Source organism: Halomonas tibetensis (assembly GCF_042643535.1).
GTDB lineage: Bacteria > Pseudomonadota > Gammaproteobacteria > Pseudomonadales > Halomonadaceae > Halomonas > Halomonas tibetensis.
In genome coordinates this window covers 18,302-35,612 of sequence record NZ_JBHRSQ010000008.1, presented here as the reverse complement: position 1 = coordinate 35,612, position 17,311 = coordinate 18,302, and the positions used below count along the sequence as shown (strand labels likewise).

The following is a 17,311-nucleotide window of genomic DNA, read 5'->3' as shown; positions in this document are numbered from 1 at the left end:
CGACACACGCAAGACATGAGTGCAACGCCTGCGGCCGACGACAAGCTCGTCGGCCTTTGCCAGAAACTGGACCAGGCGATCAGCCTGCTGGCTAACGCCCCGAAGTTTGCAAGGCCCGGTAAGCTTCCACGAGTGCTCGACACCGCCCGCCGGGTGCTGTTGCAAGAAGGCGGTGCCGCCGCCATCGAAGCTCGTGCCCAGTCCTTTGAAAAGGCCGGGGTCTTCTCGGGCTCCGACTGGCAGACTCCCCAATTCCTGGTACCCTCGTTGACGACCCACTCCCTCAAGAGCGCCGACCCCAATCTGGTGGCGATCGAGGCGCTGAGCGAGCTGCGCCTTCTGGCCGTTGCAAAGGGGGAGTATCTGCATGATCAGATCTCGGCCGAGCAGGCCCACCACTACCTGACCCAGGTGATGGCGATCAATTTGTGGCTGCTGTTCGGCGCGCCCAGCGAGGCTGAGCGCGAGACACAGGGCCGCCTGGCCCAGCTTCCCCGTAATCTGTTCCAGCATCTGGCCGAGCGCATCGGCTACGAGCACATCATCGACCGACTGATCGACGAAATCTGGCGCATCCTGCATCAGCGCCCCATCCAGGTTGAACCGGTCAAGGCAATGATTACCCAGATCGCCATCTGCCAGGCCAATCCGGAGATCGATCTGGGTATCAGCGGCCAGGGCGCCGACCGCCTGGTCAGCTCACTGTTCGGCCCGACTCGGGCCTGCCGTGAGGATCCGGGTCTTGACATCTATCGTGAACGGCTTTCGAGCATGGACGGCGCCGCGCTCCAGGGAGAGGCCACCGGCTTCGCCCGGGCCATGCACGACACCGGCCTGGTGTCGGCCTACCACCCGGTGCTGCTGCGTCACCTGCTGGATCACAGCGATCACCTGGTGGCCGAGGCGCTCGGGCTCTCGGCCACCGGCCGCGATTGCCTGCTCTGCTACCGTGAGCTGGTGTCGGCGCTGATCCGCGGCGGCGTACACCCGGCCACTCCCCAAGCGGTCTTCGGCCTGGCGCTGATGCTGGAGCGCGGCATCCTCTACCAGCCGCCGGTCGCCCCGGCCATGTGGCGCCAGATGAGCCTGACGCTGACAGAATGGTCCCAGGCGCGGCTCAATCTGGCCTTTGGCGAGGCGGTTTCACCCAGAGCACGGCTGCTCGAAGGAGTGCTCTGCATGCTCGGTCAGCCGCTGGGCGTGGGACAGGGCAACAACCCTACCTGCCAGTCGGCCCGGGCCCTCTCCATGTGGGCCTACAATGATCCCGACTATCTGCTGCAGATGGTGGCGTGGGCAGCCCGCGACGACGAGATCATCATGCATTTCGAAGGCCAACCGATCTCCTCGATGGAGAGCAGCGGCGGCGTGGCCCAGAGTCTGCCCATGGACCTCGATCCGGTATCGCTGATCGTTGTCCCCCACCTGGATCGTATCTACGCCGAGATGGGGCGGCGTTGCATTGGCCGCGAGGGCGACCCCCACCGCTGGGTCAACCCCGAGTTCCACGGCTGGTGGTCCGGCCGGGGCTTTCGCATCAACGTTGACGTGGCCACGGGCCAGCTTCACGAGTTAGACACCTTCCTGCGCCACTTCTATGCCAGCTACCACCCCTACTACAACGGCAATCAGCCGCTGATTCACCCTCAGCCGGCTGGCATTGCAGTGACCGACAGCGCCGCTCGCTTCATCGGCTGGCACGCCATCACCGTGCTGCGCGTATCACTGGATCCTTCCGATGTGATGCGGGTTTATTTCTTCAACCCCAACAATGACAGCGGTCAGGACTGGGGCGACGATATCAAGGTCAGCACCGCCGACCACGGCGAGCGCGCTGGCGAGGCCTCACTGCCTTTCGATCAGTTCGCCTCGCGTCTCTACATCTTCCACTACGACCCGCTGGAGCGTGGCGAGTTGGCCCAGGTCACTCAGGAGGAGCTCGATGTGGTGATCGGCCACATCCACCGCAGCTGGGGAGCGGACAGAGTCCCGCCCACCGACCTGCAAGCGGACTCGGGTCCCGGTGGCACGCCTTGATGCCGATCAGGAACTTCACGACAGGCTCTGCCAGAATGTGCAGCACGAAGCCCCGGTCTCGACAACTTGGCGATAGAGGGAGATGAACATGGACTTCAAGCTGCTGATGGTCTTTGTCGATCAGGACAGGACCGACAAGGTGCTGGACGCCGCCAGAAAGGCGGGCGCCACCGGCGCCACCATCATCAACAACGCCCAGGGCCAGGGGCTCAAGCCCCACCTGACCTTCTTCGGACTGGAGTTCATGGCCTCTCGTAGCGTGATACTGATCCTTGTCGAGTCGAACCGTGCCGATGCCGTCCTTGACGCCGCGGCAGAGGCCGGTGGCCTCGACGATTCTCTGGACACCGGAGTCGCTCTGGAACTGGACGTCAACCGTGCCCTTGGGCTCGGCGAGCACATCAAGGCGCTCCAGGCCTCCCCTTCCCGATCCTGAGCTAGAACTCCCCCATGCCGCGACTCGACCAGCTGCTCGTCACCCAGGGCCTGGCCCGTTCACGCACCCGCGCCCAGCGGCTGATCCGCCATGGGCGGGTGAGCCTGGCTGATGGAGGCAAGATACTCACCAAACCCGGCGAGAAGCTGTCGGAGGACACTCGCCTGGCGGTGGAGGCGGATCCCGAAGAGCGCTATGTGTCCCGGGCGGGGCTCAAGCTAGAGGCGCTGATCGAGGCGCTGGGGCTCGACCTGACGGGCAGGCTGGTCCTCGACGTGGGCCAGTCCACCGGCGGCTTCACCGACTGCGCCCTGGCCCACAGCGCTCGCCACGTGATCGGCGTGGAGGTGGGCCACGCCCAGCTCGATTCAAGCCTGCGCCGGGACTCCCGAGTGACCTGCCTGGAAGGGCTTAACGCCCGGGCCATGGCCGGTGACCCGCGACTGAGTGAGGCTCTTGCCGCACAGGGCGCTGCAGGGCCATGTCTTGCGGTCATGGATGTTTCCTTTATCTCTCAGACTCTGATTCTGCCAGAGCTCGCCGGCCTTCTACCGCCGGGTGGCGAGCTCGTAAGCCTGGTCAAGCCTCAATTCGAAGTGGGCCCCGGCGGGGTCAATGCCCGGGGCCTGGTCAACGATTCCGCCCGCTACGTTGATGTGGAAGCGAAAATTCGCGCCTGCTGCCTCGGCGTGGGACTGTCGATCCACCACTGGCGGGAAAGCCCATTGCTTGGCGGCGACGGCAACCGCGAGTTTCTGCTCTATGCCGTGCGGGAGGCCCCACCGGCCTGAGCCCGCCTCATGTCAGCGCCCATCACCTCCCCCGCCACTGTCGCCAGGGTCTACGTCACCCGGATCGCCCCCTGCCCCGGGAGGCGGATTCGCCACAGCGGGCTCGCTCGAAGGCACCACATGCTGCACCCGAGCTGCCTGTCCGTCGGCGCGATGCAGCCAGACGTCGAGCTGGTTAAAGGCGATATCGATGTTATGGTCGGCGAACAACTCTCCTACCCGGCAGTTGATCTCGTCGGTGGCATAGAGGCGATCGCCCAGGGAGTTGACGAAGATCCGCAGTTCGAAGTTGAGGGTGCTCTCGCCGTAGACCATGAAGAACACCTGGGGCTCGGGGTCGGCCAGCACCCGGGCGTTCTCGTCGGCGGCCTGGCGCAGCAGACGATGCACCAGCCGATGGTCCGACCCGTAGGCCACGCCGAAGGTCAGTACCACCCGGGTGACCGTGTCCGACAGTGACCAGTTGATCAGCTGGTCGGTGACAAAGGTCTTGTTGGGGATGATGATCTCCTTGCGGTCGAAGTCGGTCACCGTCGTGGCACGAATGCGGATCTTGCTCACCGTGCCGGTCAGGTTGCCCAGGGTCACGGTATCGCCGATGCGCACCGGACGCTCAAAGAGGATGATCAGGCCCGACACGAAATTGGCAAAGATTTCCTGCAGGCCAAAGCCCAGCCCCACGCTCAGCGCGGCGACCAGCCATTGCAGCTTGTCCCAGGAGACGCCGAGCGTGCCCAGAGACGAGACCAGGCCGGTGCCCACAATGGTGTAGGAGAGCAGCGAGGTAATGGCGTAGGCGCTGCCCTGCTTCATCTCCAGACGCGACAGTACCATTACCTCGAGAAGGCCCGGCAGGTTTCGGGCCATCATCAGCGTCAGTCCGATGATCAGCAGCGCGGTGAAGATATCGGCCACCGACAGGGTGCTGCCGACCAGGTCGCCGCCCTCCATTTCGTCAGTCTCCCAGATCGCCACCTGATCCAGATAACCCAGCACCGTCAGCAGGTCCGACCAGACCAGGTAGAGCAGGAACGCGAAGCCGATCAGCAGGATCAGCTTGGAGAGGCGCAGCGACTGCTGGTTGATCTGCTCCATGTCCAGCGGCGGCTCCTCCACTACCTCCAGCCCCCCGTCGGCCGACTCCTGGGCATGGGCACGGCGTCTGGCCAGGGCCCGCTTGAAGGCCAGCCGGCGTGCCGCCACCGCCAGGCCACGCACCACCGAGGCCTCCACCAGGATCCATAGCCCCAGCAGGTAGAGGGTGATCACGAAGCGCCCCACCAGGCTCAGCGCCGTGTATTCATAGCCGGCCACGATCAGCCCGACCAGCACCAGGGGGACAGCGGCCATGGCCAGCCCCAGCACCAGGCGAAACAGCCGCACGCCGAAGAAAGGCGCATGGGCCAGGATCAGCCGGGCCTGCAGAAAGCTCATCACCAGCAAACCCGTGACCAGCAAGCCCAGAGCTACCGGGCGATGGTTAAGTCCGAAGTCGGTATCTCGTGCCAGGGTGGCGATCACCAGTACCGGCACCAGGGCCAGTCCCAGCCAGCCGAGCAGCCAACGCAGACGTGCGGCGTAGTCCGCCGGCCAGTAAAAGTGCTTTGTGGCTACGCCGTCCAGGACCAGCAGGCGTCGGCCCCAGGCAATCACCGCCCAGGCCAGCGAGAGCTGCAAGGCGGCCAGGCCCAGGCCGTGAGAGATCCCCTCGCCGCCCGCCAGCAATACGCTGCCAGCGGCCGCCAGGATCAGGGGCCCGGGAATCGCCAGTGGGACATTCAACAACACTGCCCGGGGCGTATGCAGTTGGGTATCGCTGCGCAGACGCCCAACCTGCTCATGCAGCGTCGCCAGGCGGGCTTTGATACGCCGGCGACTCCACATCAGTCCGATCGCCACCAGTAACAGGGGCACGCTCACCAGAGCACCGGCGTCGGGCAGGCGCCAGTGCACCGGCAGCACCTGCCGCCACTCCCCCTCCTGCCACTCAAGCACAAGATTATTGGGCAGCTGGCGCGCCCAGGCCAGATCGAGCGGCCGGGTGTTAGCGACCCAGAAGAGCTGCTCGTCGATGGTCGCGCGCAGCTCGCGCGACATCTCGAGCAGCTGCTGCTGGTTGAGCTGCATCTCGATGGCCGAACTCAGCAGGGTGCCATAGGTCTGCTCAAGGCGGTCCACCAGCTCGCGGCGAGACTGGTAGAGACGCTGAAGGGAATCGACCAGAGCATCGCTGACATCGACACCGGCTTCTTCCAGGCGCTGTTTGGCCAGGCGCTCACCCTGGCGCAGCTGATCGCGTTGGCGTACCAGGTCGAATTGGCGCAGGCGCAGATCGGCGATCTCATCCTGGAGGTTACGTCGCGGTGCCACCTGGGGCAGCGAGCGGCGCTGCTCGCGAAGAATCCGCGACAGTAGAATGCTGCCGCGGATCGCCTCGATCTGTTCGTTGAGGCTGCGCTGCAACTGTCGGACGTGATCGAGCTGGCTACGCACCACCAGGCTCTCGCGCACCAGCGCATTGCTTCGGTCGCTCGTTCTCAGCAGCTCAAGGCTGAGATCGCGATTAACCTGCTGGGCACGCTCGAGAACCGGGTGCCCGGCCTCGAGCAGCGGGTCGTCCCGGACGGCATCGGCAATGGCTTGCTCAGAGGCCAGGCGCCGCTTGCGCTCGATGACGTTCTGCAGCAGAGAGAGTTCCGACTCTTGCCGAGCGATCTGTTGGGTCATGAGGTCGCGGCGCTGCTGGTCGAGCTCGCGCAGGCGAGTGTTAGTACTCAGCTCACGCTGATGAAACAGCAGGGTGAGCTCGGCCAGACGACGCTCCACCCGCTGCTGCCAGAGCCGGGGATCATCGCTGGGAAGCTCACGGTTCTCGAGCTCATCCTGAGCGCGACGCGCCCTCTCCACCGCCTGCATGGCCTCGGAGATCGCATGCTGGGCGCGCTCAGGCAGGGTCTGGGCCGAAAGCAATTGGGCGTTGACTTCGGCCAGACGATCCTGCAGCCGCTGAAGCTCGATCACCGACTCCTGCTGGCGCTGCTCCAACTCATCCAGGGACAGGTCGTCCAGGCCGGTGGCCGACATGTCCAGGGCCGCCTCCTCCTCTGCCCGCAGCTCTCGCTCAAGGCGCAGCAGTTCCGAAGGGGCCCGCTCGACACGTGCTTCAAGGGCCTCCATACGCTTTTCTTGCTCTTCCAGAGAGGCCAGGGAGGACAGCGTCTCTTCCAGCAGCTCTATCTCGCCAAGCTGAGCAGCACTGGGGGTCTCGTCCTCCTCGGGAGCCAGAGCATCGAGCCGCAACGCTACGTCGGCGCGCTCCGGCAGGTCTACCTCAGCAAGAACCGGCTGCAGAACGGCTACCAACAGCAGGACCAAAAGCACCAGGGCAGGCCATCCCCATCGACTCGCTCCCTCCCTGCTCATGGGGCTTACGCCCGCACCTATCGCCACGGCCTACCTCGCTTGCAAGACATATTGATCAGGGGTAATTCTCTTCCCCTGGAACGGGCATGGCAATCACCTTCCCCGTCAAGGTCCCACGCTGTTGACTTGACCGCCGGGCGTGGTAGAACAACTGTCTGAATCCTCATTGTCCTACGGATCTCCCCATGTCCTCGCTGAACCGCTCTGCCATTCTCGCCGGCGCAAGCCTGGCACTGCTGCTGCTCGCAGGAGTAGCCCAGGCTGAGACCCAGCAGCTTCGGCAGTTGGGTGTTAACACATCCGGAGCCGGCGTCGGAGAGAACGCCGCAGACCGCGACGCCATTCAGGCCCGCATCCAGGCGCTCAACGAGGAGCTCGAGTCGTTGCAAAGCGAGCTTCAGGGGCTGCCCGGAGACGACGTTATTCCGTCCGAAACGGTCCCAACAGACGAGGTCGCGGCCCTGCAGGCCCGAGAGCGTCGCGAGCTTGAACTCGAATCCCGCCGCAATCCCTTTTCCATTACCACCTATCGGCGCAACTACCTTTTCCCCGCCAGCTATACGAACAGTCCCAACCGAGAAGCCTTCCAGGACATTTCCTCAGAAAACGGCCCTGACAACATCGAGGTGAAGTTCCAGTTCAGCGCCAAGGTCAACCTCGTCGAGGGGCTGTTCGGCGACACCGGCGACCTCTACTTCGCCTATACCCAGCGCAGCTGGTGGCAGGCATATAACACCGACTCATCCTCGCCCTTCCGCGAGACCAACTATGAGCCGGAAATCTTCATGAATTTCGACAACGCCTGGCGGGCCCTGGGCTGGACCAACGTGCGCAACCGCCTGGCGCTGAACCATACCTCCAACGGTCGCTCCGCTCCGCTCTCGCGCAGCTGGAACCGAGTCTACCTCGAGAGCATCTTCCAGCGCGGCGACTGGGCCTTCAGCCTGGCCCCTCACTGGCGCATCCCGGAGTCGGAGAGCGAGGACGACAACCCCGACATCGAACGCTATATGGGCTATGGCGATGTCACCGTCGCCCGGCGATTCGGCGAGAACGAGCTCAGCCTGCTTTGGCGGGGCAATCCCAGCGCGGGCAATATGGGCACCCAGGTGGACTATTCCTGGCCGCTGTTCAACGGCAACGTCCGCGGCCACGTGCAGTACTACTACGGCCATGGCGAGAGCATGATCGACTACAATCATCGCAATCATCGTCTGAGCCTGGGCTTCAGCCTAAATCCCTTGTTCAGCGGCGGCAGCATGACCCGTTGATGCTGATCCCGATCAAGCTGACGTCGGTACAGGTCGCCGCAGCCGTGGCAACCGCTACGTCGACTGCTATGATGAGCCTGTCATTCATCGTCAGAGGAAGACCCGATGGCTAACCGTACTCACCATAATCACGAATCCACCCAGCAGCTAAAGGAAGATTTGCACCATCTCACCCAGACCGTCGAAGAGCTGGTCAACGCCACGGCTGATGACTCCCGAAGCAACATCAAGGAGCTGCGCGTTCGCGCCGAGAAACGCCTGAAGGAGACTCGGGATCGCCTCGAAGACCGCGGCGAGCGCCTCTATGGCGAGGCCCGCGACTCCGTCGAGCATCAGGTCGACGCTGTCGATCGCTACGTCCACGACAACACCTGGACCAGCATCGGCATCGGCGCCGCCTTGGGCATTGTCGTCGGCATGCTGATCGGGCGTCGCTGATGCCGGAAAGCCAGGGACCGGCACAGCGCCTGTTCACCGCCGCCCGGCGTCTGCTGGGCAGCCTGTTGGCCACCGGCGAGACACGCTTGCGTCTTGCCGTTGTGGAACTCGAGGAGGAGCGAGTCCGGCTGGTGGGCCTGCTGCTGATTGTGGGGCTCAGCCTCATTCTATTGATGCTAGGCATCGGGGTGCTTACCACCCTGGTCATCGTCGCCTTCTGGGACAGCTACCGGCTCACCGCCATCGGCGTCAGCGCCGGAGTGCTGCTCGGTGGGGGGCTGTTGCTGGCGCTGCGGGCGCTGCAACTGGCCAAGCGGCGCACATTGCTGGCCAGCACGTTGAAGCACCTGGCTACCGACCGCGAGTTGGTGGAGCAGGACCGCCGGGAGGAACGTCATGAACGCTGATTCCAGATCTCGGCTGCCGGCACACCATGAAGCATCGGCGCTCTCACGTGCCGAACGCAAGGCACAGCTGGAAGCCAGGATAGAGCAGCAGCGCATCGATATCCTGGTGGAGGCAAGTCGCTACCGCGAGGCAGGACGTCCTATCGACGAGGGCTGGGGAATGCTGGTGCGTTTCAAAGTGCCGCTCCTGGCTCTGGGAGGTGCGCTGCTGTTGGAAAGCGCCCGTCACCCCAATACTGTACTGCGAGTCGTCAAGCGGCTGGCAGCCGGCGGCCTGCTGCTGAGACGCGCTCGTCGCATGCTACCCTGATTCCCTACCCCGTCTCACCCAGCGCCGTATCCGATAGAGACGGCAACGCCGCAAGCCACGCCGGCACCTCGCCGGCAAAGTCGTCCTCTTCGCCGCACACTCCATCCTCGACCATCAGGATTGCCAAGGACTTACCCCGGGCCGCCCAGTGATGGCTGGCATCGCTCATCAGCTCCAGAAAAATGGCCATGGCCTCGCCGTCGGCCGGGGCCGCGGGCACCAGAATCACTCGCGCCTTGCCAGCCTTCCATTCGAGCTCCGTCAGACAGTCCCAGGCCGCATCCCAGTTGCGGCCGAAGTGGGCGGGAAAGGCCAGGCTTGCCGCCAGGGCATCCAGCAGCGTTTCACTGTTCCAGCGCCGGGGCACGGGCAGACAGTGCCAGCAAAGGCCTTCGGCCTCTCCAATGTCCGTGGCTCCTGAGGCCCCCAGACGATAGATGCCGCTGTGGGCGGGGTTGGCCAGGAAGCGCGCCAGCGCCTCTCCGGAGGATCGCAAGGTCATCGGCGATCCTCCAGCACTCGGAATGAAGCGTAGTGATCATCGGTATAGTAGAAGATTTCCGGCGGATTGCCGCCGGTGACGATGCGCCGCGCGCCGCGATGTGACAACCCCGGAGTCTCGACAGTGTACTCGCGGTAGTAGCCCCGGGGACGCTGGGGCAACAGCCGCTCACGATTATGAAAGGTCGTGCCATCCTGAGTGTGCGGGAAGGGCCCACCCCGCTCGATCAACCGCAGCGTCTCATCCACCTGAATCTGGCCCGAGAGGCGCTGTTCAACGGGGGCAGGTTCCCCGGTTCCAGATCCGAACCAGGACCCCAGCTCCTGGAACTGAGAGAGGCCAGCCAAGGCCAGCAAGGCAACCAGCAGTATCTTCTTCATGTTCCTCTCGATGGGTGACGATCAGGAGCTAATCATCATGCCGCGAGACGTCAACGCAAACCAGCCGCGGATGACGCTGACCGCTGGATCGCGCTATGGTGCGAGGGCGGCGCTACGCTCACCCGTCGACTCGGATAACGCAAGGAAACTGCCATGCCCATCGCCATTGCCCTACACGTGCTCGCCTCCGTTATCTGGGTGGGCGGGATGTTCTTCGCCTGGATGGTGCTGCGACCAGTGGCGGCCGGTCTGCTGGAACCGCCGGCTCGCCTGGCGCTGTGGCGCGGCGTCTTCGCCGGCTTCTTCCCCTGGGTATGGGCGTCCGTAGGGGTGCTGCTGGTCACCGGGCTGTGGATGCTGTTCGCAGTGTTCGGTGGCATGGCCGGAGCGCGCTGGCATATCCACCTGATGCTGCTGTTGGGCTTGGCGATGATGGCGATTTTCCTGCACCTCTGGTTTGCCCCCTATCGCCGGCTATGCCGCGCGGTGGATGCCGCCGACTGGCCCGAGGGCGGTCGCCAGCTCGGCCAGATTCGTCGGATGATCGGGCTGAACCTGATTCTCGGCCTGGTCACCGTCGCCATCGCCAGCGGCGGACGCTATATGTAAGGGCTGCGTCATCGGCAGGATCGTCCCCGGAGCAGTCGACTGTCAGAAAAATGTCATCTTATGGGTTCGTGAAACTGCTAATGTACCGCAGCAACGTGCCTGCCTGAAGGCAACGCGGTAAACGGGGAAGAATGAGGGGAGGCACGCCATGCGAATGTTGGCGCTCTACAGCATCAAGGGCGGGGTCGGCAAGACCGCCTCCGCGGTAAATCTGGCCGCAGAGGCCGCCGCGGCTGGATGGCGAGTTCTGCTGTGGGACCTCGACCCCCAAGCGGCCACCACGTTTTATCTTCGCGCCAAACCGAAGGTTCGTGGCGGTGTAGAACGGCTGGTAAAGGGTGATGCCGCCTTCCACAAGGTGATCCGCGCAACAGAGATCGAGCGCCTCGACCTGCTGCCCGCCGCACTGGCCTCACGGGATCTCGATCACTTGCTGGCCGCCCAGCGCGAGAACCAGCTGCGACGCATCCTCAAGCCGATTCGCGACGACTACGATCTGGTCATCCTGGACTGCCCACCCAGTCTCTCGACCCTTTCAGAGAGCGTTTTTGCCAGCGTCGATGCCCTGCTGGTGCCCATCGTGCCCACGGTGCTTTCGGTGCGCACCCTGGAACAGCTGCGCGACTTCCTGGATGAGCGCGACATCCCCTGCCAGGTATGGCCCTTCGTGACCCTGGCGGACCGACGCCGCACCCTGCACAGAGACACCATTACCGCCCTGCCGGAACGCTGGCCCCTGAGACTCTCAACGTCCATTCCCAGCGCCAGCGTAGTCGAGCGCATGGGGGTGGAGCGCGCCCCGCTGCGCCATTTTGCTTCTGCAACGCCAGCGGCCAAAGCCTACCGGGCGCTGTGGCAGGAGATCGCCCAGCGCCTTGCATAGCGCCCGTAAATAACCGCTCGATGGAACCCTCAGACCGCCCCGCCGCAGGCCACCCCGCTGGCCCAGGCCCACTGGAAGTTATGCCCGCCCAACTCGCCGGTAACGTCGAGCACCTCGCCGATGAATCGTAGCTGGGGCAACCCCTCCACCGCGAAGGTCTTCGACGACACCGCCCGGGTGTCGATGCCGCCCATCGTCACTTCGGCGGTGCGCCAACCCTCGGTGCCCGCTGGCTTGATTCGCCAGTCACCGAGATAAGCCGCCCAGGCGGCCAGCTCGGCGTTTCCCCGTTCGGCCAGCACGCCATCGCCGCCGTGCCACTCGACCAGCCCCTGGGCCAGACGCCTGGGCAGCTGCTCGGCCAGCCAGCTTGAGAGCTGGCGCCTGGGCGTCTCCCGCCGGGCGGCGCACAGCGCCTCAAAGGCATCCACGCCCGGCAGCAGATCGATGGCCAGCTCGTCACCCGGCTCCCAGAAACTGGAAATTTGCAGCATCCCCGGCCCCGACAGGCCGCGGTGGGTGAAGAGCAGGGGTTCGCGGTAGTGGCCGCGGGGCTCGCCAGCGCGCAGCGTTCGCACGGAGACCTCACAGGCCACACCGGCTAGAGCCTCGGCCCGCGCCTTCCACTGGGAGGTCAGGGTGAAGGGCACCAGCGCCGGGCGCGTCTCGGTCACGGAGAGCCCGAACTGACGGGCAAGATCAAAGCCAAAGCCGGTGGCGCCCATGCTGGGAATAGAGAGCCCTCCGGTAGCTACCACCAGGGCACCACAGTCGATGGCCCCAGACGAGGTCAATAACCGCATGCCCTCGCCGTGGCGCTCGATGCGCTCGACAGAGGTCTTGAGACGCAGCTCCACTCCGGCCCACTCGCACTCGGTGAGCAGCACCCGCACGATCTCCTTGGCGGAGTCCGCGCAGAACAGCTGCCCTGGGGTCTTCTCCACGTAATCGACGCCGTGTCGCTCCACCAGCTCGACGAAGTGCTCCGGGCGGTAGCGCTTCAGCGCCGAGATACAGAAGTGCGGATTATCCGAAAAGAAATTGGCCGGCGAGGAATTCAGATGGGTGAAGTTACAGCGCCCACCGCCGGACATCAGGATCTTGCGCCCGGCCTTGTTGGCATGGTCGATCACCAGTACCCGCCGCCCGGCGTAACCCGCCGTCAGGGCGCACATCAACCCTGCGGCACCCGCGCCGATGATCACCGCATCATAGGTCATGGTCACTCTCGGCCAAGTCTCAAGGAACCGCATTCTAGCAGGCCGATAGCATTCTGTGATGAACGCCTCCTTGCCAGACGGATGCGCAATGTTGAGATGCACAGCGATGTTGAGATGCACAGCGATGGAACCTATGTACAATTCTTGTACACTAACAAAATCAAGCTATGCGAAATGAGTACGCGCAAGTGACTGCGCGAAGGTGACTGCGCGAAAGTGAGTCTGCAATTATAACTTGTTGACACAGCGTCGACGGGTATTGCCTCCCCGCCCCTTCTGGCCATACAACCAAGAGCTCCCATGACCGCCTCATCGTCATTTTTTCACCGTCTCTCCTCCCGGGCACTCTTCGCCCTGCCGGCGCTGCTCATTGTTCTGCATGTCGTTTCGACCACTGCCTTGGCTCAGCAAACAACGCCGGTGATCGGTGCCCGGGTTAGCCTGGAGCCCTGGTCAGATCCTCTGGAGGCACTTGGCACTTTGCGCGCCGATGAGAGCGTGACGCTGTCTGCCACCGTCACCGACACCGTTGTCGAGGTCAATTTCCGCGATGGTCAGGTCGTCGAGGCGGGCCGACTGCTGGTGCGCCTGCAGGATGACGAGCAGCAGGCTCAGCTGCGCGCCGCCCAGGCTCAGCGTGACGAGCGCCGCGCCACGGTGAACCGCCTGGCCCAGCTGCAGACCCGCAATCTCGCCCCCCGAGCCGACGTGGAAGATGCCCAGGCTCGGCTGCGCCAGGTAGAGGCGGATATCCAGGGGCTGGAGGCCCGGCTGGCCGACTACCGTATCCTGGCCCCCTTCGGGGGTGTGATGGGCTTTCGCAACGTCAGCGTCGGTGCCCTCGTCTCCCCGGGCACGGAACTGGTGACCCTGGACAAGCTGGACATCATGAAACTCGACTTCACCCTGCCCGAGCTCGCCCTGGGCCAAGTGGCGCCCGGCCTGCCGTTGACCGCGGTCAGTGGCGCTTTTCCCGACACCACCTTCGCCGGAGAGATCGCCACCATCGGCGCCCGCGTGGACCCGGTCAGCCGCAGCGTCACGGTGCGCGCCGCGCTCGAGAATTCCGATCACCGCCTGCGCCCCGGCATGCTGATGCGGGTGGTGGTCGAGCGCGCGCCACGCGAGACCCTGGTGATGCCCGAGTCGGCCCTGATCCCCCAGGGGCAACGCCAGTTCGTGCTGGTACTGGACGAGTCCGACCAGTACCGGGTCGAGCGTCGCCAGGTGGTCATCGGTGCCCGCCGCAAGGGCGAGGTGGAAGTGCTCGAGGGACTCGAGGCCGGCGAGCTGGTGGTGGCGCACGGCACCGAACGGGTCCGCGACGGCCAGTCGACCCGCCTGCTGGGGATCATCGACGACGACACCAGCATCCCCGAGCTGCTCAGCCGCGGGCGTGACGCTGCAGAGGCGAACGGCTGATGCGCCTCTCCGACATCTCCGTCCAGCGGCCAGTCCTGGCGGTGGTGCTGGCGGCCCTGATCGTGGCCTTCGGGCTGCTGGCCCTTCAGCGCCTGCCGCTGCAGGAGTACCCCTCCATCGACCCGCCGGTGGTCGGCATCGACACCCGCTACCCCGGTGCCTCCGCCAGCGTGGTCGAGACGCGCATCACCCAGGTGCTGGAGGATCGCATCTCCGGCGTCTCCGGGATCGAGGTGATCTCCTCCTCCAGCGAGGACGGCCGCTCCAGCATCAGCGTGGAGTTCGGCCTGGACATGGACATCGACGCGGCCGCCAACGATATCCGCGACCGCATCTCGGGCTCCCTGGACAACCTGCCCGAGGAAGCGGACCCGCCGGAAGTGCAGAAGGCCGATACCAGCTCCGACGTAGTGATCTGGTTGTCGCTGTCCGGCGAGGGCTTCTCCATGGCCGAGCTCACCGACTACGCCAACCGCTTCCTGGTGGACCGCTTCTCGGTGCTGCCCGGCGTCTCCCAGGTCAGGATCGGCGGAGGGCGCGAGTACGCCATGCGGGTGTGGCTGAATGCCAATGCCCTGGCAGCTCGCGATCTCACCGCCGGCGACGTGGAAAACGCCCTGCGCGCCGAAAACGTCGAGCTGCCTGGCGGGGCCATCGAGTCCCGAGAGCGCCAGTTCATCGTGCGCCTGCCACGCAACTTCGCTACTCCCGCCGACTTCCGATCCCTGGTGCTCGACCAGGGCCACGACGGCTACCTGGTTCGCCTGGGCGATGTGGCCCGGGTGGAGATCGGCGCCGTGGAAGAGCGCACCATCTTCCGCGGCAACGGGACGCCCATGGTGGGACTGGGCATGATGAAGCAGTCCACCGCCAATGTGCTGGAGATCTCCAAGGGGGTTCAGGCCGAGATGGTGAGGGTGCAGGACAGCCTGCCCGAGGGCATGTCACTGTCGCTGAACTTCGACTCTTCGGTATTCGTCTCAGGGGCCATCTCCCAGGTGGTGCAGACCCTGTTCATCGCCATGGGCCTGGTGGTCGTGGCGATTTTCCTGTTCCTCGGCAACCTGCGCACCACCCTGATCCCGGCGGTCACGGTGCCCATCGCCCTGATCGGCACCTTCGCCGCCCTGGCGGTGATGGGCTTCACCATCAACCTCCTTACCCTGCTGGCGCTGGTGCTGGCCATCGGGCTGATCGTCGACGACGCCATCGTGGTGCTGGAGAACATCCACCGACGCATGCACGACCACGGCGAAACCCCGTTGGTGGCGGCCTTCCGAGGCACCCGCCAGATCGCCTTCGCGGTGATCGCCACGACTCTGGTGTTGATCGCGGTGTTCCTGCCGCTGAGTTTCCTGCAGGGCGACATTGGCCGGCTGTTCTCCGAATTCGCTCTGACCCTGGCCGCGGCCGTGGCCATCTCCAGCCTGCTGGCGCTGACCCTGACGCCGATGATGGCCTCCAAGATACTCAAGGCGGACATGCACGAGGGCCGCCTGGCCCACGGCGTACAGTGGGTGCTGGAACACTCGCGCTGCGTCTATCGCCGCCTGCTCGAGCGGGTCCTCAGGCTGCGTCTGCTGGTCCTGGCCCTGTTCCTGGGCATCATCGGCGGCATGGTATGGCTCAACGGCGAGCTGCCCGAGGAATACACTCCCAGGGAGGATCGCGGCAACTTCTGGGTGCTGGTCAACGGACCGCCGGGCGCCACCTATGACTACATGCTCGACTACATGGACGAGATCGAGGCCCGGCTGCTGCCCATGGTGGAGGCCGGGGAAATCGACCGTGTGGTGGTTCGCGCGCCGCGCGGCTGGGGGAACATCGAGAACTTCAACAGCGGCTTCGTGATCGTCAACCTGGCCGACTGGGGCAGCCGGCGTTCGGCCTGGGCGATCATGGATGAGGTCCGCCAGACGGTCGGCGACCTGCCCGGCGTGCGAGCCTTCCCGGTGATGCGCCAGGGCTTCGGGTCCAGCGTCCAGAAACCCGTGCAGTTCGTGCTGGGGGGCGGCACCTATGAGCAGCTGGCCGAGTGGCGCGACACCCTGATGGCGCACATCCGTGATGACAACCCGCGTCTGACAGGGCTGGACAGCGACTACGAGGAGAATCAGCCTCAGCTGCGCGTGGACATCGACTACACCCGCGCCTCCGCCCTGGGGGTCACCGTCACCGAGATCGGCCGTACCCTCGAGACGCTGATGGGCGGACGCAGCGTGACTCGCTACGTGGACGACGGCGAGGAGTACGACGTGATCATCGAGGGGGAACCCGGGGCCCGGCCCAGCCCTTCCGACCTGGAGAGCATCCGGGTCCGCTCGCAGCGCAGCGGCGAGCTGATCCCCCTGAGCAACCTGGTGACCCTCCAGGACTTCGCCGGACCCAGCACCCTCAACCGCTTCAACCGCGTTCGCGCCATCACCCTGCAGGCCGACCTGGAAAGCGGCTATTCACTCGGCGAGGCGCTGGCGTACCTGGAGGCCACGGTGGACGAGATCCTGCCGCCCGAGGCCCAGACCGACCTCAAGGGCGCCTCTCGGGACTACCAGGAGGCCAGCGGCGCCACCGGCTTCCTGCTTGGGCTGGGCATCCTGGTGGTCTTCCTGGTACTGGCCGGGCAGTTCGAGAGCTTCGTGCACCCTTTCGTGATCATGCTCACCGTGCCCCTGGCAATCTTTGGTGCCCTGCTGGGGCTCTATTTCACCGGCCAGTCACTGAACATCTACAGCCAGGTAGGGCTGGTGATGCTGGTGGGGCTCGCCGCCAAGAACGGCATCTTGATCGTGGAGTTCGCCAACCAGCTGCGCGACCAGGGCATGGCCTTCCACGAGGCGCTGGTAGAAGCCGCGGTGACGCGGCTGCGCCCAATCGTGATGACTGCGGTGACCACCATGGCCGGTGCGGTGCCGCTGATCGTCTCCAGCGGCGCCGGTGCCGAGACCCGACTGGTAATCGGCACCGTGATCCTCTGTGGCCTCGCCGCAGCCACCCTCTTCACGCTCTTCGTGGTCCCGGTCGCCTACGACCTGCTCGCGCGGCGCACCGGTTCGCCCGGCGACGTCAAACGACGCCTTGAGGAAGAGATGGTGACGAGTAAAATCCGCTACTGAGGCGCGGGCTCTGAGTATGGATTCAGGTTGACACACTGGGGAGTCCGGCATCTCTTGTCTGAAGCGCAC

15 protein-coding genes are annotated in these 17,311 nt (G+C 64.9%); 11 read left to right on the top strand and 4 right to left on the bottom strand.

Going from position 1 to position 17,311, the window contains the following annotated elements:
- Positions 1–15 precede the first annotated feature (15 nt).
- From ACFODV_RS05210 to ACFODV_RS05200, 3 genes are all read left to right on the top strand, one after another.
- Positions 16–2,037 (top strand): hypothetical protein, encoded by a 2,022-nt coding sequence (locus ACFODV_RS05210; protein ID WP_379755699.1) that lies wholly within the window; start codon positions 16–18, stop codon positions 2,035–2,037.
- Positions 2,038–2,125: 88 nt separating this feature from the next.
- Positions 2,126–2,473 (top strand): P-II family nitrogen regulator, encoded by a 348-nt coding sequence (locus tag ACFODV_RS05205; protein ID WP_379755696.1) that lies wholly within the window; start codon positions 2,126–2,128, stop codon positions 2,471–2,473.
- 14 nt (positions 2,474–2,487) lie between these two features.
- A complete protein-coding gene (locus tag ACFODV_RS05200) occupies positions 2,488–3,264 on the top strand; it encodes a TlyA family RNA methyltransferase (protein WP_379755693.1) in 777 nt (258 codons plus the stop codon).
- A gap of 12 nt (positions 3,265–3,276) precedes the next feature.
- Here the strand turns inward: ACFODV_RS05200 and mscK are convergent, their stop codons facing one another.
- The gene (mscK, locus tag ACFODV_RS05195; RefSeq protein WP_379755690.1) at positions 3,277–6,687 is read right to left on the bottom strand and encodes a mechanosensitive channel MscK; all 3,411 of its coding nucleotides are present in this window, start codon (positions 6,685–6,687) and stop codon (positions 3,277–3,279) included.
- Between the two features lie 185 nt (positions 6,688–6,872).
- Here mscK and ACFODV_RS05190 point away from each other — a divergent pair, with 185 nt between their 5' ends.
- From ACFODV_RS05190 to ACFODV_RS05175, 4 genes are all read left to right on the top strand, one after another.
- A complete protein-coding gene (locus tag ACFODV_RS05190) occupies positions 6,873–7,958 on the top strand; it encodes a phospholipase A (RefSeq protein WP_379755687.1) in 1,086 nt (361 codons plus the stop codon).
- A 105-nt stretch (positions 7,959–8,063) separates the two neighbouring features.
- On the top strand, positions 8,064–8,396 hold the full coding sequence (locus tag ACFODV_RS05185; protein WP_379755684.1) for a DUF883 family protein: 333 nt from the start codon (positions 8,064–8,066) through the stop codon (positions 8,394–8,396).
- Complete coding sequence (locus tag ACFODV_RS05180) at positions 8,396–8,803, top strand: phage holin family protein (protein WP_379755681.1); 408 nt, start codon at positions 8,396–8,398, stop codon at positions 8,801–8,803. Before ACFODV_RS05185 ends, ACFODV_RS05180 begins: the two co-directional genes overlap by 1 nt.
- Positions 8,793–9,113, top strand: coding sequence for a YqjK family protein (locus ACFODV_RS05175; RefSeq protein WP_379755678.1), 321 nt, complete (start codon positions 8,793–8,795; stop codon positions 9,111–9,113). The genes ACFODV_RS05180 and ACFODV_RS05175 overlap by 11 nt, the downstream gene beginning before the upstream one ends.
- Before the next feature lie 4 nt (positions 9,114–9,117).
- Here ACFODV_RS05175 and ACFODV_RS05170 read toward each other — a convergent pair whose 3' ends face one another.
- Both ACFODV_RS05170 and ACFODV_RS05165 read right to left on the bottom strand, forming a co-directional pair.
- Complete coding sequence (locus ACFODV_RS05170; protein WP_379755675.1) at positions 9,118–9,615, bottom strand: barstar family protein; 498 nt, start codon at positions 9,613–9,615, stop codon at positions 9,118–9,120.
- Entirely contained in the window at positions 9,612–9,995 is a 384-nt protein-coding gene (locus ACFODV_RS05165; protein WP_379755672.1) for a ribonuclease domain-containing protein, read from the bottom strand. Before ACFODV_RS05165 ends, ACFODV_RS05170 begins: the two co-directional genes overlap by 4 nt.
- Positions 9,996–10,148: 153 nt before the next feature.
- Between ACFODV_RS05165 and ACFODV_RS05160 the strand changes: the two genes are divergently transcribed.
- Complete coding sequence (locus ACFODV_RS05160) at positions 10,149–10,604, top strand: CopD family protein (RefSeq protein ID WP_379755669.1); 456 nt, start codon at positions 10,149–10,151, stop codon at positions 10,602–10,604.
- 148 nt (positions 10,605–10,752) lie between these two features.
- Positions 10,753–11,487 carry a ParA family protein gene (locus ACFODV_RS05155; protein WP_379755666.1) on the top strand — a complete coding sequence of 245 codons (735 nt, stop codon included), beginning with the start codon at positions 10,753–10,755 and terminating at the stop codon, positions 11,485–11,487.
- A gap of 29 nt (positions 11,488–11,516) precedes the next feature.
- Here ACFODV_RS05155 and ACFODV_RS05150 read toward each other — a convergent pair whose 3' ends face one another.
- A complete protein-coding gene (locus tag ACFODV_RS05150) occupies positions 11,517–12,707 on the bottom strand; it encodes a BaiN/RdsA family NAD(P)/FAD-dependent oxidoreductase (RefSeq protein WP_379755663.1) in 1,191 nt (396 codons plus the stop codon).
- A gap of 300 nt (positions 12,708–13,007) precedes the next feature.
- Here ACFODV_RS05150 and ACFODV_RS05145 point away from each other — a divergent pair, with 300 nt between their 5' ends.
- Together ACFODV_RS05145 and ACFODV_RS05140 are read left to right on the top strand one after the other, a co-directional pair.
- Complete coding sequence (locus tag ACFODV_RS05145; RefSeq protein ID WP_379755660.1) at positions 13,008–14,129, top strand: efflux RND transporter periplasmic adaptor subunit; 1,122 nt, start codon at positions 13,008–13,010, stop codon at positions 14,127–14,129.
- Positions 14,129–17,242, top strand: a complete 3,114-nt coding sequence (locus tag ACFODV_RS05140) for an efflux RND transporter permease subunit (RefSeq protein WP_379755658.1) — start codon at positions 14,129–14,131, stop codon at positions 17,240–17,242. The genes ACFODV_RS05145 and ACFODV_RS05140 overlap by 1 nt, the downstream gene beginning before the upstream one ends.
- Positions 17,243–17,311: the final 69 nt, after the last annotated feature.